The following is a 15,874-nucleotide window of genomic DNA, read 5'->3' as shown; positions in this document are numbered from 1 at the left end:
CTTTTAAACCACTTTATGTCTTAATACCCATTGACCTTGATCAAAAGCCCAGAGATGGGGAGACCTGAAATGATTTGTTAATCGTTCAAAATACTCTCTATCCATTTTGGTGCATTCAAACTGTTTCGCAGCCAGAGGTAATTTCACTTCATCGATGCTTAAATACTCAAAGTTTTCTTTTTCAAAACGATCAGGATATTCACCATCAAAGCGTCTTACCAGAGCAACCCCCTCTTCTCGAACCAGTTCACCATTACGAATTTCCTGAGAACTGTCATAAGTAGCGCGGCCAATACCAAATTTGATGAACGTAGTGTAATAATGCAGATCATCAATTTTATCATCAATTCCACTGTACTTGCTGTACGTTCCGGCAGTACGCTCTGGAGAGGGAATGAAACCACCATTGTTTACCGCAAAATAATAACAATCCTGCGGATGCCAGGGTAAATAATAGCCTAGATATTGAACTTCAATATTCTTTTCAGCCAGTTTATTTGGATTCGGCGGAATATAAGGCTGAAGCTCTACTTCAGTTAAACCAAAATCTTCTTTCAACTCCAGCGCTGAAATACCTGATAGATAGATCTGGGAACTGTCAGAGGCGGTGAAATACGATAAATCCTTGGTTGCTTTATCGTCTTCCTTTGCATTATTGCCATATTCAGCAGGGTTCTCCCCATAAAACACTAGTGGAATGTTTAAATCCATGGCAATTTTTGGAGGAAAATACATTTGCCCAAGAATGAACGGTTGAAATGGATGATACAGTTTTTCAAGGGCTAATCGAGTCAACAACCGATGAACCTGACCATTAGGCGTAAATAAGTAATTATCAAATCCCGCATTAATCCAGGCTTGAAAATTTTTCCAACCCCATGGAGTATAAATATGCGGTGCCCATGTTACTGTTAATGGATTCATGCCATATTCATATTTTAAAATATAAGCCGTATAAAAACTGTCCTTTCCGCCAGAACCTGGAATCAAACAATCGTAACGACCATCCTTACTGCGGTATTTATCACATAGTTCTTTAAGCTGTTTTTTTCGTTGATCCCAATCGATTGTTTTTTTCTTCTCAGCAACTTTACAAGCAGAACAAACGCCCTGTTCATCAAAGTTTATTGTGGGTTTCTTGGCATTAATGGTATGTTTGTATTCTTTCTCAGAATTTGGTTTTTGATTGCTGTATGTGCATTTGCTACAAAATGATACTTCCGTTGGCAAACCATAAAATGCTTCTTTAGGTTGAGCATCCAATTTGTACTTATCAAAATTAATTTCGCCTGGGTAGGTAATCATTACATTGACTCTCCAAAAAATTCTATATCCACTGTATGTCGATGCGTTTTACAAATCGCATCATTTATGTATTTGAACACTATATTTTAAAAATGATATTCCAGCTTAATCTTAATAATTCAACTATTACTGGACTCCGTGAACAAGGCTCTGAACGCCGAATTTTATTCACTGAAAATGTCCTGCTATAAACCTGTATATCAGCACAAAATTACTTTGATGAAGTATATTTCATATTTTTATCAAAATCATTAGGGTATGTTGACAATTCATCAAATTATTCCCAACGTCCTGTAACTTGTTCGCGGGATCCAGAGATTCAGTATCATTAACAAACATAATGTTTTCATCAGGATCGAACTGGATCCCGCGAACAAGTCGCGGGACGTCGAAATCGAAATTGTCAAAAAGCCCTACTAAAACTTATGTAAAAATATTTAGCGATGAATTGAAACCAGGTTTCATTATTATTCAATTCGCTGCGGTATATTCGAATCAAAAATAATGATCTGCTCAATAAAACTCCCAAAATTACTAACGGTCTTTTTGGTTGACTGTAAGATCCAGCACAATAAGCTGTTCTTACTTCAATTAAACTCCATACATCTGATGGATTAATTCCATAGTCTTTAAACTGTCCTGCAAAGTGATAGCTTGATTGGGTAAACCTCGGACTCCGTTACATACTTCTAAGGCTTGTTTATAAAAACCGGCTTTATACTGTTGATCCGTATCATCCAAAGCAACTTCATGTACGACTCGTTCGTTAGCATTTTGATATCTTGCTTTTTCAAGTGGTTGCATGGTCCAGCGTTTATGTGGCGTACTGACAGCGCAAGCCCATGGCCCGGGGCCTTTCCAAATACATTCATATAATGCTTTATCCCCGCTATCAAACTCAACATAACTAATAAAAATCTGAGTATCTTCTTTTTTCCAGGGAAGTACGGGCACCACTTTAGTGACTTCACCACGAGCAAAATAACGAATTAAATCAATAGTATGAATTGAATTAGCATACATGAATTTCTGTACTACTTGCTCTGGGTGATTGCATGCGCGTGCCTCGGCATAACTTTGTTGATCTTGTATATGGATGTATCTTCCATCATCCTTTCGAGAATTCAAATCATCAAGAATGGTCATTGCGCTTGCGTAAAATCGTCGGTTAAATCCAACATATACTGGCTTACTTGTTGTTAATGCGGCTTCAGCAATATCGTGAGCGTCTCTCAGATCATAACCAGCAGGTTTTTCCAGCAAAACGGCCCAATTATACTGAAAGCACTTTTTAGAAACCTGGTTTGCTTCAAGCTCAGGAACAGCAACGACTACCAAATCAGCCTTTGTTTTTTGGTACAGTTCATCAATAGATTCAGCAACACAAGAAATATTGAATTCTTTAGCCAAAGCTTCCGCTTTTTCAAATGTTCTGCTTAATAATCCTGTAACCTTAACTCCTGGAATTGCCTGAAATGCTTTAATGTGCTCTCGCCCCATTTTTCCAGCGCCAATAACTGCTATGTTTAAATCGTGCATAATTAACCTTATTAAAATACTCAAGAAGCCTTGCGACGAACTTTTTTAAGTTGAACCAATTCTTTGACCAACCCATTAATACGATGAATAGATTGGCCATCCAGATTACCCCATTGCATTTTTTCTACTTCCAAATGATTTTTTAGATTCAGATATTCGTCAGGATCACTCATACGTTGAATCGCTGTTTTAAATTCATCTTGGGTGCAAGCGTTTAGCACCCCATTAACATGCTTGTAATCAGAGAAATCATAATAAAACATATCATAATTAATTGTTGGCACTCCACAAGAAATTGCCCAGCGTATGGTCGCGGAAGCAAAAGCCAGATATACATCAGACACAGCGACTAACCGTGCTGTGTCTATGTCCGTAACCAGGATATTCTTTTTGGCAAACAATTTGGAAAGTTCTAAATAATTAGGATGTGGTCGGAACACCAGCTCATAATCATTTTTAAATCTATCAACACATTCAGTAATGAAATTCACTGCGTCTTCAGCGTCTTTAAAATCAAACCCAGGAGGATTTCCAACAATTTGATTTGGAAAACCACCGATTAAAAACAATGGCTTGTCGCTGTGAATATCAAGTTGTTTGTATAATTTGGCTCGCTGATTTTCCTTATCCAGATAATAGCCCGCCAAATTGTCATCATAACATGCCCCGGTAATTTTCATTTTAGAAGCAGGAATTCCACTCTTTCGATAATATTGAAACATTTGTTCATTTTCGATTGCAATGACATTTGCATAGCCACTGTTCATCATCCATGGATCTGGCGGTGAACTTCGTATGAAAAGATGACCAAGAACATGAGGGGCAGGAAGTCGAAGCACTGCATGTTGTTCATCTTTCATGACCCAGGATTTAAAGAGGATACCCAGAACCTTATTAATCAACTTACTGTTTATACTCAATTCATCACGTTCTTTTAAGGCCTGGAAGGCTTCGGATTGATTACAGATGGTATAAGGTAAAACCATACTTGGAATTTTATTGTTATGGCCTGCTTTTATAAGTACCGGAGTTATTTTTCCTACAATATCTTCAGGTAAAATAATTAAATTAATCTGATGCTTTGTCAGAAGTTCACAAAACCGTTTATAGTTCACTTTATAACTGAGTGGTATTACATAGTAGGGTGAAAAAAATAATTGATTCAGAAAAGAAACCGATCTGATTATCCACGCCTTGGTTTTTATTTTTATTTTTGCTTTGTAATGATTCGCAATTCTGTAGGCCGATTTCAGAGACCTGAACTTATATTTAACAATTCTATAATTTCTCTGATAATTTCTATGAAAAAATTGAACGATCTTTAGTTTTTTATACCATCTCAACGGCTCACTTTCAGGTTGCTTTTCCTGGATTTCTGTGTTTAATTCGTTGATGAGCTCTGTTGGTATTTCAGGTAGCGCTTTTGGTTCAAGTTCCACTCTATTAAAATTGAAAAAACGCACTATTTTCTGAGCTAATGTATTGAAATTAATAGAAACTTCGTTATAAATTATTTTATTATCAAACTCACCGGCACTAATGCTATTGTCTATTTCCTGAATCACAATGTTATCGTGAACTTGAGATCCAACACCACAAAAAAGCATGATGCATCTATAACCGTACTTTTTTAAACCAACCGCTGCCCTGCGCATTTCGACAAAATCAGATAACCGTTGAGATACAAATAATATATTTGTAGTAGAATCCTTTTCTAAATTATTCATAAGTCTTTTGCATTTATTAATCCAAAAATCTTTTGGCATCATTTCATGAATTCAAAATATTGTAAAGACAGGTCCATCAATTTGGCACAACATCTATTTTTTCTCTAGTTCAGGTGAGTCAAATCAAGTTGTATCCCTATTACCTAATTCATCATTACAAAAAGTGAACAGACTTTCGATGCTCATACAATAGATAAATTAGTCTATTAAACTTCGTCATAAAGAGCGCAGAGAAGCAATTGAAGTAGGACTCTTGATTGCTGCGCTCGCAAAGACGAGGATGGATCTGTTATTAGGCATGCTATGCGCTAAATTGCCTGTTCAAATTTTGTGGGGATACCTTAGCCTTTTACCTCGGTCATTTGTAACACCATATATGGATTATCAAGGTTAATTTTGTGTTGAAAGTACAACGCTGTATAATCCGCTCTATCAGGCACCATAATAATAGTTGATTTAAAATAATGCTCTTTAATTCCTACTCATTTTTACTTATTTTTCTGCCGATTACCTTTACCCTGTTTCTTGTTTTGCAAACCTTATTCAAAGGCACCCACTCAATTTTCTATCTGTTTGTCGCTTCAATAATTTTTTATGGGTATTGGAATCCTTTGTATCTGCCATTATTACTTGGTTCAATTGGATTTAATTTCTGCATCAGTTTGCTTATGATGCGAAACAATAAAATATTTTATTTATTAGGTGTTTTCGGAGATCTGTCTCTGCTTATCTATTTTAAATACAGTCAATTTTTAATATCCAATTTGTATTTTATATTCAACCAGCCAATGGAGTTATTGAATGGGGATTTACCATTGGGTATTTCCTTTTTTACCTTTACCCAAATCGCCTATCTAACTGATTGCTATCGAAAACAGATCCAACCTCCCAAATTGGGAAACTATGGTTTGTTTGTAACTTTTTTCCCTCATTTGATGGCTGGTCCAATACTGCATCATCGAGAAATAATGCCGCAATTTGATCAGAAAAAAATGCTCAGTTGGGAAAACATATCAATAGGCCTGACTCTGTTTTCCATCGGTTTATTTAAAAAAACCATGATCGCGGATTCATTAGCTCCTTATGCCAATACTCTGTTTGATGCTGCGTCAAAAGGTCCCGTGACCTTTGTAGAAGGATGGTGCGGAACTTTTTCTTATTCCTTTCAACTTTATTTTGACTTCTCTGGCTATTCTGATATGGCTATTGGACTGGCGCGCATCTTTGGAATTATATTTCCATTGAATTTTAATTCGCCCTATAAGGCCAATAATATCATTAGTTTTTGGCGCCGCTGGCATATGACTCTGTCCCGATTTTTAAGAGATTATATTTATATTCCATTAGGCGGTAATCGCAAGGGCAGTATCAGCCGATACACCAACCTGATGATTACTATGATCATTGGAGGAATCTGGCACGGAGCAGCATGGACTTTTGTTATCTGGGGTATGCTGCATGGCTTCTATTTGATAATAAACCATTTATGGCTGTCTTTAAAAAAATACTATTCCGGATCTTTATTTACCCTTAATACTTTTATCAATACGTTAATAGCGCGTATCATAACATTTCTGGCAGTCGCACTTGCCTGGGTATTTTTTCGAGCAGAATCATTCAATACAAGTCACCAAATTTTAAAGTCTCTGGTGAGTACTGATTTTTCATTAACGAGTCAACTTTATACACCTGCATCATTAAATCATTTATTTGTTCTATTAGGCATTACCAGTTTCATTGTGTTTATAGCCCCAAACTCGCAACAATTACTGCATCAATACAAACCAGCTTTGGAAACATATCCTGGAGAAATTGAACCTTATTCGTATCGTTTTTTACAATGGAGTCCCAATGCTTTTAATGCGGCTCTTTGTGCCATCATGACCCTGTTATCCTTATTGGCCTTTGGCCATATAAGTGAATTTTTATACTATAAATTCTAGGATGAACCGAATTGAATTATTTTAAAAAATTCTCAATTTATTACCTTTCATTTCTTGTTGCACTCTGTTCAATCATTATTTTATTGAACTGGCTGGTCAATCCTTACAATATTTATAAATCACTTCCTATTCAACGGTTCAGCCAAAAACCTGTAGTGACTTCTCATCTTCGGCTGGCAAAAGCCATGGCAGTAGAATGGAACAAACCCGATGTACTAATCCTCGGTTCATCTACAGCAGAAACCGGTTTAAATCCACAATTCCCTGCCTGGAATAATTCCCGAGTTTATAATCTGGGTTTGAGTGGCGCGAATATCTATGAAGTAATGCGTTATCTACAACATGCGGAATCCATAAAACCTGTAAAAAAAGTGGTTCTGGCAGTCAATTTTTTTATGTTTAATGCCTACATCAACAATAGAGATGACTTTGATGAATCCATTTTAAGAGTGGATGTACAAGGGAAAAACAACCCACTCGCACTCAATAATGTTTTCACCACCTTACTTTCTTATGATGCCATCAAGGCAAGTTTGGAAACTATAAGCAGCCAAAACAAAAAAAATGCATTCCAAAGTAATGGACAATTGGTTCTTAACTATCGAGAAGATCAGGTCAATCAATTAAAAGGCTATAAAAACAATTTCCTTTATACAGAGCGTTTTAACAAATCCTCTTTATTACCTCCCCCACACGAATTATTTGGATTCACAAATAAAGAACAGCAGATTAACACGCTGCAGTACATGCAAAACATCATCGCTATTTGTGAAAAAAATAATACTCAGTTAATTCTGGTCATTGCACCAGAGCACATACGGCTACTGGAAACCTATAAACAATTGGGTTTATGGAATTTGTATGAGCAATGGCAAAAAGAATTGGTTGATATGATAGACCTGCACAATAAAAATCATCCCAATGTTCCATTTGAATTGTGGGGTTTTAATAAAGTTAATGCAATTACGACAGAACAACTTCCCGAAAAAGAAGATACACATACTGCCATGCACTGGTTTTGGGATCCGTACCACTTTAAAAATGAACTGGGAAATCTGATTTTGTCATCCATCCTGAACAATAAAGATGAATCGCAAACAAATAATTTCTCAACTCGTTTGACCCCCATTAATATTTATTCGGAATTGCAGTTCAACAGAACAGCCTTATCTCGCTGGGAAAATGAACATCTAAGTGAAGTAAGCGAACTAAAAGAAAATTTAAGTGCATCTTCCAAAGACGGTTGACAGATCGAAGCACACTTAAATTGCTGTGCTTGAGCTAATCCTGGCGCATATTCTAAAACACAAGGGAACAGCTCCTAGTTCATGGGATATATCTTTTCAACCGCACAATAAACAACAATTAATAAACACAATACTAATGATGTCGCTAACACCGCATTGATGCTGTTATTTAGTACGCACAAAACCAAATACCCTATGATGCCATTTATTATCATCTGTCCTAATAATATTATACGAGTATCCAAACCCAATTGCTTTAATCGCTGATAAGCATGTTTCCTATGTGGGGCAAACCAGCGTTCCTTATTGGCTATCCTTCGTACTAAAGTAATCGTCGAATCAAAAAGGAACAACCCATTCAATAAAAACCAATATAATAGAGGAATCTGAAACCTTTGCTGTCCAATCAATGCTAAAGAAAAAATAATGAGTCCTAATGAAGCACTACCAATATCACCCATAAATAACTTGGCAGGAGGAAAGTTAAATACTAAAAATGCAAATAAGCAGGTTATCAGAATAAAACAAAAATCTTGATATACAGCAGCCTGATAAAAGTTAAATAAAATAAAATAAGAACCTAATAAAAAGATTGCTTGCAAGGCACAAAAGCCATCCAGTCCATCCATAAAATTAAAATGATTGATAGCCCAGATCACCGTAAAGAAAATTAAAATAAAAACAACATATTGATTGCTCAAAGAGAAAAATATGAATTCGAGTTTTTCAGGCCTTAAAAATATTGAAATAATTAAAGCCACAATACATTGCACTGCAAACCGAATCGTTACAGATAAATGATTCAGATCGTCTAAAAAGCTAATTGCAGCTAAAAGAATCACTCCAATCAGCAAACCAGTCCAATCCCCAAGGGATACAGCATTTAAATAACATAAATAGGGTAGAGAAATTACGGCCAATCCAATGAAGACCAAACCACCTCCACGAATCGTAGGCTTTAAATGTAAGGTTCTGTCATTAGGTCTGTCGATCAGTTTTGAATTTTGCGCAAACTTACAAAATAATTTGGTACAGGCATAAGAGAGCAATAAAACAATGCTACTAAGAATTATGATCATATCGATACCATGCTGCAGTTATCTTCAACCCTTCTTGTGATGTAACCGGAGGCATCCATCCCAATTGAGACTTAATCTTATGATTGCTTACTTCCAGAGAGCCAAACAAACGCGAGTTTAAACTTTTTAACCCAATCAATTTAAACATAAAAGCAAGAAAATTAACTGGAATATGGAACAGTTTTAAATTAACGTTCATCTCATCAGATAGAATAGTTAATAATTCAGCCAATGACCATGCATCATTATCAGAAACGAGATACAACTGATTGGCTGCATCAGGATGCTCCATTACAGAAACTATCGCTGAAATCAAATTATCGATGTATATGAAACTTCTTTTATTAGACACATTGGCAAAAGGTAATGGCCACCCTCTTTGAACCATGTGTAACATTTTTAAAAAATTAGCTTTGACACCAGGGCCATAAACTAGCGGCGGTCTTAGAATGACAATTTGCATTCCAGTCTGTTTACTAATGTCCTGCAAATAGTGCTCTGCATATAATTTGCTTTTAGCATAAGGATCATCGGGCTGTACTTTACTCTCTTCACTAAAGGGTGAATGAGCATCTGTAGATTCGCCATTAACTTTAATGGAACTTAAAAAAACAAAGCGTTTTACATGATGCCTGGCTGCCTGCTCTGCAAAATTTTTAGTAGCGATACTGTTCACTTTGCAATATTCATCCAGTGACGATTGGGCGTTTTCCTTCATGATGTGTACTCTGGCAGCCAGATGAACCACAATATCTATGCCTTCCAGTGCTTCAGACCAATCAATTTGTTCTTCCAGTTTATTTATTACTACTTGTTCCGCGTTCAGACCATCCACTTTTTGCCAAACAGCACACCGAACATCATGGCCCGCCGAAACAAGGGCTGGAACCAGACTTCGCCCTATAAATCCTGTAGCACCTGTAATTAAAATTTTGGACACTATCTAACCTAATTCAATTAATAACGATTGTGATTTAACAAGCCTGAGAGATATTGTCCATAACTGCTTTTATTCAATTCCTTCGCTCTCTGTAACAGTTCTTCATCACTTATAAAGTTCATTCGCCAGGCTATTTCTTCCGGGCAGCCAATTTTTAATCCCTGCCGCTGTTCTATCATATGTATATAATTACTTGCTGATAATAGAGTTTCTGGTGTTCCCATATCCAGCCAAACAAACCCCCTTCCGAGAACTTGAACATCAAGTTTATTTTCGTATAAATAAAATTGATTAATGTCCGTTATTTCGAGCTCACCTCTTCCAGAAGGTTTTAAACTCTTCGCAACGTCTATCACCTGATTATCATAAAAATACAGACCGGTGACGGCATAATTGGATTTAGGTTCCAAAGGTTTTTCTACTATGGAAATAGCCTGTTGCTTGTCATTAAATTCAACAACTCCATAAGCCTGCGGTTTGTCGACGTAGTATGCAAATACAGTAGCTCCATTCAAATTATTTTTCGCATTTTTTAATAATTCCGACAAGCCCCGGCCTTGATGGATGTTATCGCCTAAAACAAGACAAACCGGATCAGTTCCAATAAACGTCTCACCTAAAATAAATGCTTCAGCTATACCTTTAGGTTCATTTTGTATCACATAGGAAAATGAAACGCCCCACTGAGATCCATCACCCAATAGTAATTGATACAATGGAAGATGCTCTTCAGTAGAAATAATGAGTATTTCCCTGATATCTGCCAACATCAAGGTAGAAATGGCGTAATAAATCATTGGTTTATCATAAACCGGAATAATATGCTTGCTAATGGCTTTTGTAAGGGGATGAAGTCTCGTTCCAGAGCCACCCGCCAGGATAATACCTTTCATTAGATTAAATTCTCTCAGCGTTCACCTGGATCTGTTGACAATTGACTTACACCCACGTACCGTGGCTTGTCCACGGTATCCAAAGATCTTCTGGATGGCGTGGACAAGCCACGCCACCTAGAGGTTATAGAGCAATTGTCAACAAGTCCTGGTACATATTAAATTAGGTAGAGATCTTACCAACTTTATTCATCTATTACATTAAATTAGTGCATGTTCAATGAGTAATTTATACTTATGTGACGTTAATTTAATACAGAATAAACATCACCGACAGATTTAGCGCTTTCTACACCGGGCTGATCAAATGGATTAATGTTCCAAATAACGCTTTGCACAAATACTTTATGTTCGTATAAAGCGACTAAAGCACCAAGAGAATATGGAGAACAATCCGATAAACTAATATGACTCAACGGCATTTTACCCGGTATATAACCATTTGGATTTTCAATAGACTCAATACCTTCGCTCAACACTTTCATTTTGTAATCACACATTGAATTGAGAATATGATTATCAGGAGTCTGCAACGTGATAAAATCTGCGGCGCAATTATGTGTTCCCTGACATAATAACTGTAAATAACTGTGTTGAGCCTGATTGCCCAATCCACCCCAAACTATAGGCCCGGTAGCATAATTAACTACACGCCCATTAACGTCTATGGATTTACCATTACTTTCCATATCAAGCTGCTGCGCATAGGGAATAAAATATTCCAATCTTTTTGAGTAGGCCAAGATCAGTACATTATGAATATTCAGAAAATTATTATTCCAAATGCCTAGCAAGCCCATAAGCACGGGAACATTTTCTTTAAAATCAGTGTACTGTAAGTGTTTATCGATACCATTTGCGCCAGCAAGTAACTCAGCAAATTGTTCATAGCCTATAGCAATAGCTGTTATTAAATTCACAGCGGAACAAAATGAATATCGACCACCAACCCATTCCCAAATAGGTAGCACTGTTTTTATACCCATCTGATAAGCTCGGGGAGGATGAGCTGTTATGGCTATAAAATGTTGATCAATAGATTGCCCTGTGGCATACAATTTTATAGCTTTTGATGCATTTAACAAAGTTTCTTTTGTTGTAAAGGACTTGGATGAAATAATAAATAAGGTGGTCTGAGGATTAATTCGTGCAATCACTTGATTGAAACTGTCCGGGTCAACATCTGAAATAAAATGAAAATTCAATGAGTCAATACTGTAGGTTGTCAGTGCATTAATACATAAACGAGGACCTAAATCCGACCCTCCCATACCAATATTTACAATATCAGTAACAGGCTTACCGGAATATCCAAGCCATTGTCTGTTTCTTACCAAATCAGAGATTAACTTTATTTTTTCTCTGGTATCAATCACTTCATTCATAATATTCAATCCATCAACATAGACTGGATTATTCGTTAAATCCCGAAGTGCGGTGTGAAGAGCAGCTTTATTCTCACTAACATTCACTTTTGAACCATTCATTAAACAATCAATTTTTTCAGCCAAGCCAACTTCATTAGCCAATTGAATAAGCAAATCAATAATTGTTTCATTCACCCGTTGCCGGGAAAAATCAAAAGTTACGCTGCCAATGTGTTTTTTGTACTGACTTCCATGAGCATGGGTCAACTGCTGCAAACCCGTCCCTGTTAACAAACGGATATTAGATGCCTGCTTTTGAAGTTCATTCCAGAGTGTACTTTCAGTAAGTTGCTTCATATGTGTAATTTTTATTAAGATCGGAATAAGGTATCATTATTGCTGCATTTTTCCTATTTTTTTAATTAATCACTACCGAACCATTAAGATACAAATCTCGATCTACGTCATGGAACTGATTACTGATAACCACCCCTTTAGTTGGGGATGAATAGACAATGCCATAATAAAAGTTTTTGATACTGTTATTATTAATCACCACATCTGTAAGATATTCGGGATTTCCACCAACCCAAATCCCGAAACTATGCCCTGAGGTACCTCGATGGCGAGCTCTTTTTTCAAACAAACCGTAATGATTAAAAATTTGATTCTCCAAAGCCACAGACTTGCTGCAGTTATTGGAAAATGAAATGGCAATGCTTTCGCCAATACCCATAGCATGAGTATCTATAATGCTATTGTGTTCAATTCGAGCCTTGGGGCCTATAATCTCTATGCCCATAGCAAACGAATTGTTATAAACAGAACTGCCGCCAGTGTGTACAATTTTATTATTTCTAACAGTCTGATTAACTCCTTCAACCCGGATGCCTCGAAATAAGTTATTCGTCAAAATCAAATGTTCTATAAGATAATTTCCTGATGTACTGTCCCTGCTTGTGTTAGAACCTTTCGGATCGGCAAGATACACTCCATACATAAATCCACTTACCGTTCCATTTTTTATTATAAGATCATGTGCATTAAAAGAATAAATACCATAGATACGATTTGAGGGGTTCCTGGGAGTTAACTCAATTTTATGCTGATTAAGATCCAGAGTTACATGCGAGGAATTAATTGTAATTGCATGAGTATCACCAGAGTAATAATAATTCTGCGCCAGACAATAATGGCCAGGTTGATTGATTACTATCGGAAGGCTCAAAATGGGGATGCATCGTTGACCTGCGTTCACAATCGAAAAAGAGCTTAAAACCAGAACAAATCCTGAGACTAAAGTAGAAGTATATTTAAGCATTACATTCCTTATCCAGATCATGCATCCCTGCATCGATCTCTCATTGTGCATAAAACTGAATTGTACTCATCAATTTTTGAATAAAATTACCTTGCGGAGTCCATCCTAAATGAGTTTGAATTTTGTTGTTATCTATAGCATATCGTTTATCATGACCTTTTCTATCTTCCACAAATACAATTAAAGACTCATAGGAATCAGACATAGGTTTTATATCATCCATTAGATGACATATAGTCCGGATTAGACTCAAATTATCCAGCTCATTCTTTCCGCCAATGTTATAGACCTCTCCTACAGCTCCCTTCTGGATAATTACATTGATGGCCTCACAATGATCTTCTACATACAACCAATCACGTATATTCGTTCCATTTCCATATACGGTTATCGGTTGTTGATTCAGACAGGCATGAATCACTTTGGGAATTAATTTCTCTCTATGTTGATTAGGCCCATAATTATTAGAACAATTGGATGTAGTAACAGGTAAACCGTAAGTATGAAAATAAGCCCTGACAATATGATCAGAACCAGCCTTGGATGCGGAATAAGGCGAGTTAGGTTGATACATATGATGTTCTGTAAATGCAGGATCATGCTCTTCTAATGAACCATAAACTTCATCCGTAGATACATGATGAAATCTGCAATGGCTTTTATCCCATTTGTTTTCATCTAACCAAAAACTTCGTGCTGCTTCAAGCAGTGTAAAAGTTCCAATAATATTGGTCTCAAGAAACAGTTGAGGATTGTTAATCGAATTATCGACATGAGACTCTGCTGCAAAATGCGCTATAGTGTCTATGCGATACTGTCTTAATAAACTTAAAACAAGTTCTTTATCGGTAATATCGCCTTGAACAAAAATATGGTTTTTTTCCTTGTCTACAGCGGATAAATTATCCAGGTTTCCCGCATAAGTTAATTTATCCAGACTTATTATTTTAATTTCGGGATAAAGCGCAAACATATAGCGTACAAAATTAGACCCGATAAAGCCTGCGGCTCCAGTGACTAATAAATTTCTAACGTGATAGCTCATGGGTTTCTTCTTTAGTAATGATGCTGTCTATAACTTCAGGTAAGTATTTTTTCCATTCATGACACTCGATTCCTAATGTCCGCTCTATCCGAGTTGTATTCAGTATAGAGTTTTTGGGTCTTTTGGCTTTCGTTGGATACTGTTCCGTAGTAATAGGATTCAAACGAGCCAAATTCAAGTTGGTATTGCTGTCTTTTACCATATCAATAAATACTCTTGCAAATTCATACCAGGTAGTATCACCCTGTCCGGCATAATGATAAATTCCCCATTGGTTAAAAGACGGGCAATCAATTTTCCCTACTATCTCAACGATTACTCTGGCAATATCTCGAGCTGCTGTTGGTCTGCCTTTTTGATCAGCTACTATATTTAACTCTTCACGTGATGAAGCCAGTTTTACTATGGTTTTTACGAAATTAGAACCCGATACACCAAATACCCAACTTACTCGTAAAATAATATATTCTGTTAACATTGATGTTATAAACTGTTCACCACACAATTTTGATTTTGCATAAGCACCTTGTGGGTTTGTACTATCCTGCTCGCTATAAGAATCGTGTTTTAATCCATCAAAGACGTAATCTGTAGACAGATGTATTAAAGGAATATTCCAGTGTAGGCAATATGCAGCTAATTCATTTACAAAATCTGCGTTTACAGTTTCCGCCAAACAGGCCTCATCTTCTGCTTTATCAACCGCGGTATATGCAGCCGCATTGATGATTAAATCAGGTCGGTTAGCAGTTAAAAAAGTACTCACATCATCAATATTGGTGCAATCCAGTTCCTGTCTTGTAGAGGCAATAATTTCATGGTTAGTGCTAGCAAATGCCTTTATCAGCTCTGATCCAACCTGACCATTTGCACCGGTAATTAGTAATTTCATCTAATCTCTATATTTTGGTAAAAGTTGAGTATCAATCATGTTTAAAGGTTTCGCTGCGCTATCTTTTGCAGAAAGCTGTATCTCGCCATTCAAGGGCCAATCAATTGCCAGTTCAGGATCTAGATAACTGATAGAAAGCTCACTTTCAGGATGATAATAATCTGTGCATTTATAAGCAAAATCCGCCATAGGACTTAGAACATAAAATCCATGCGCAAATCCTTTGGGAACCCAGAACTGCCTCCTGTTTTCAGCAGAGAGAATAACCCCAACCCACGTACCATAAGTGGGAGACCCCAGACGAATATCCACAGCAACATCAAAAACTTCTCCGGCTAAAACGGAAACCAGCTTACCTTGAGTTTGTTGGCTTTGATAATGAAGTCCTCGTAAAACACCTTTTTGCGATCTTGAATAATTATCCTGGACAAAAGCATCCTGTATACCGAGTAATTCCTCATACCGTTTGACCTGAAAAGTTTCATAAAAAAAACCACGTTCATCACCAAAAATACGCGGTTCTATTATTTTGATTTCAGGAATATGTGTATCGATTATCTTCATTCATATACTCAC

The 15,874-nt window shown here is 36.6% G+C and carries 13 protein-coding genes; 2 read left to right on the top strand and 11 right to left on the bottom strand.

The window, feature by feature from the left end; translation table 11 throughout:
- Positions 1–3: 3 nt before the first annotated feature.
- From Lqua_RS10125 to Lqua_RS10115, 3 genes are all read right to left on the bottom strand, one after another.
- Positions 4–1,305 (bottom strand): N-acetyl sugar amidotransferase, encoded by a 1,302-nt coding sequence (locus Lqua_RS10125; protein WP_058474163.1) that lies wholly within the window; start codon positions 1,303–1,305, stop codon positions 4–6.
- 591 nt (positions 1,306–1,896) lie between these two features.
- On the bottom strand, positions 1,897–2,844 hold the full coding sequence (locus tag Lqua_RS10120; RefSeq protein WP_202972752.1) for a Gfo/Idh/MocA family protein: 948 nt from the start codon (positions 2,842–2,844) through the stop codon (positions 1,897–1,899).
- A 20-nt stretch (positions 2,845–2,864) separates the two neighbouring features.
- On the bottom strand, positions 2,865–4,571 hold the full coding sequence (locus tag Lqua_RS10115; RefSeq protein ID WP_133141026.1) for a hypothetical protein: 1,707 nt from the start codon (positions 4,569–4,571) through the stop codon (positions 2,865–2,867).
- Positions 4,572–5,035: 464 nt separating this feature from the next.
- Here Lqua_RS10115 and Lqua_RS10110 point away from each other — a divergent pair, with 464 nt between their 5' ends.
- Together Lqua_RS10110 and Lqua_RS10105 are read left to right on the top strand one after the other, a co-directional pair.
- A complete protein-coding gene (locus Lqua_RS10110; protein WP_058474161.1) occupies positions 5,036–6,514 on the top strand; it encodes an MBOAT family O-acyltransferase in 1,479 nt (492 codons plus the stop codon).
- 11 nt (positions 6,515–6,525) lie between these two features.
- Positions 6,526–7,761 carry a hypothetical protein gene (locus tag Lqua_RS10105; protein ID WP_058474160.1) on the top strand — a complete coding sequence of 412 codons (1,236 nt, stop codon included), beginning with the start codon at positions 6,526–6,528 and terminating at the stop codon, positions 7,759–7,761.
- Between the two features lie 74 nt (positions 7,762–7,835).
- Here Lqua_RS10105 and Lqua_RS10100 read toward each other — a convergent pair whose 3' ends face one another.
- The 8 genes from Lqua_RS10100 to rfbC form a co-directional block, all read right to left on the bottom strand.
- A complete protein-coding gene (locus tag Lqua_RS10100; RefSeq protein WP_115148766.1) occupies positions 7,836–8,840 on the bottom strand; it encodes an MraY family glycosyltransferase in 1,005 nt (334 codons plus the stop codon).
- Complete coding sequence (locus tag Lqua_RS10095) at positions 8,824–9,780, bottom strand: UDP-glucose 4-epimerase family protein (protein ID WP_058474159.1); 957 nt, start codon at positions 9,778–9,780, stop codon at positions 8,824–8,826. The genes Lqua_RS10100 and Lqua_RS10095 overlap by 17 nt, the downstream gene beginning before the upstream one ends.
- A 17-nt stretch (positions 9,781–9,797) precedes the next feature.
- Positions 9,798–10,673, bottom strand: coding sequence for a glucose-1-phosphate thymidylyltransferase RfbA (gene rfbA / locus Lqua_RS10090; protein ID WP_058474158.1), 876 nt, complete (start codon positions 10,671–10,673; stop codon positions 9,798–9,800).
- Between the two features lie 245 nt (positions 10,674–10,918).
- Positions 10,919–12,397 carry a glucose-6-phosphate isomerase gene (gene pgi, locus Lqua_RS10085; RefSeq protein WP_058474157.1) on the bottom strand — a complete coding sequence of 493 codons (1,479 nt, stop codon included), beginning with the start codon at positions 12,395–12,397 and terminating at the stop codon, positions 10,919–10,921.
- 61 nt (positions 12,398–12,458) lie between these two features.
- Entirely contained in the window at positions 12,459–13,361 is a 903-nt protein-coding gene (locus Lqua_RS10080) for a right-handed parallel beta-helix repeat-containing protein (RefSeq protein ID WP_083501305.1), read from the bottom strand.
- A gap of 40 nt (positions 13,362–13,401) precedes the next feature.
- Positions 13,402–14,406, bottom strand: a complete 1,005-nt coding sequence (rfbB, locus tag Lqua_RS10075; RefSeq protein WP_058474155.1) for a dTDP-glucose 4,6-dehydratase — start codon at positions 14,404–14,406, stop codon at positions 13,402–13,404.
- Positions 14,390–15,298, bottom strand: coding sequence for a dTDP-4-dehydrorhamnose reductase (gene rfbD, locus Lqua_RS10070; RefSeq protein WP_058474154.1), 909 nt, complete (start codon positions 15,296–15,298; stop codon positions 14,390–14,392). The genes rfbB and rfbD overlap by 17 nt, the downstream gene beginning before the upstream one ends.
- A complete protein-coding gene (gene rfbC, locus Lqua_RS10065) occupies positions 15,299–15,862 on the bottom strand; it encodes a dTDP-4-dehydrorhamnose 3,5-epimerase (protein ID WP_058474153.1) in 564 nt (187 codons plus the stop codon).
- Positions 15,863–15,874 lie beyond the last annotated feature (12 nt).

The organism is Legionella quateirensis, from assembly GCF_001467955.1.
Taxonomy (GTDB): domain Bacteria; phylum Pseudomonadota; class Gammaproteobacteria; order Legionellales; family Legionellaceae; genus Legionella; species Legionella quateirensis.
This window is presented reverse-complemented; position numbering and strand designations above follow the sequence as displayed.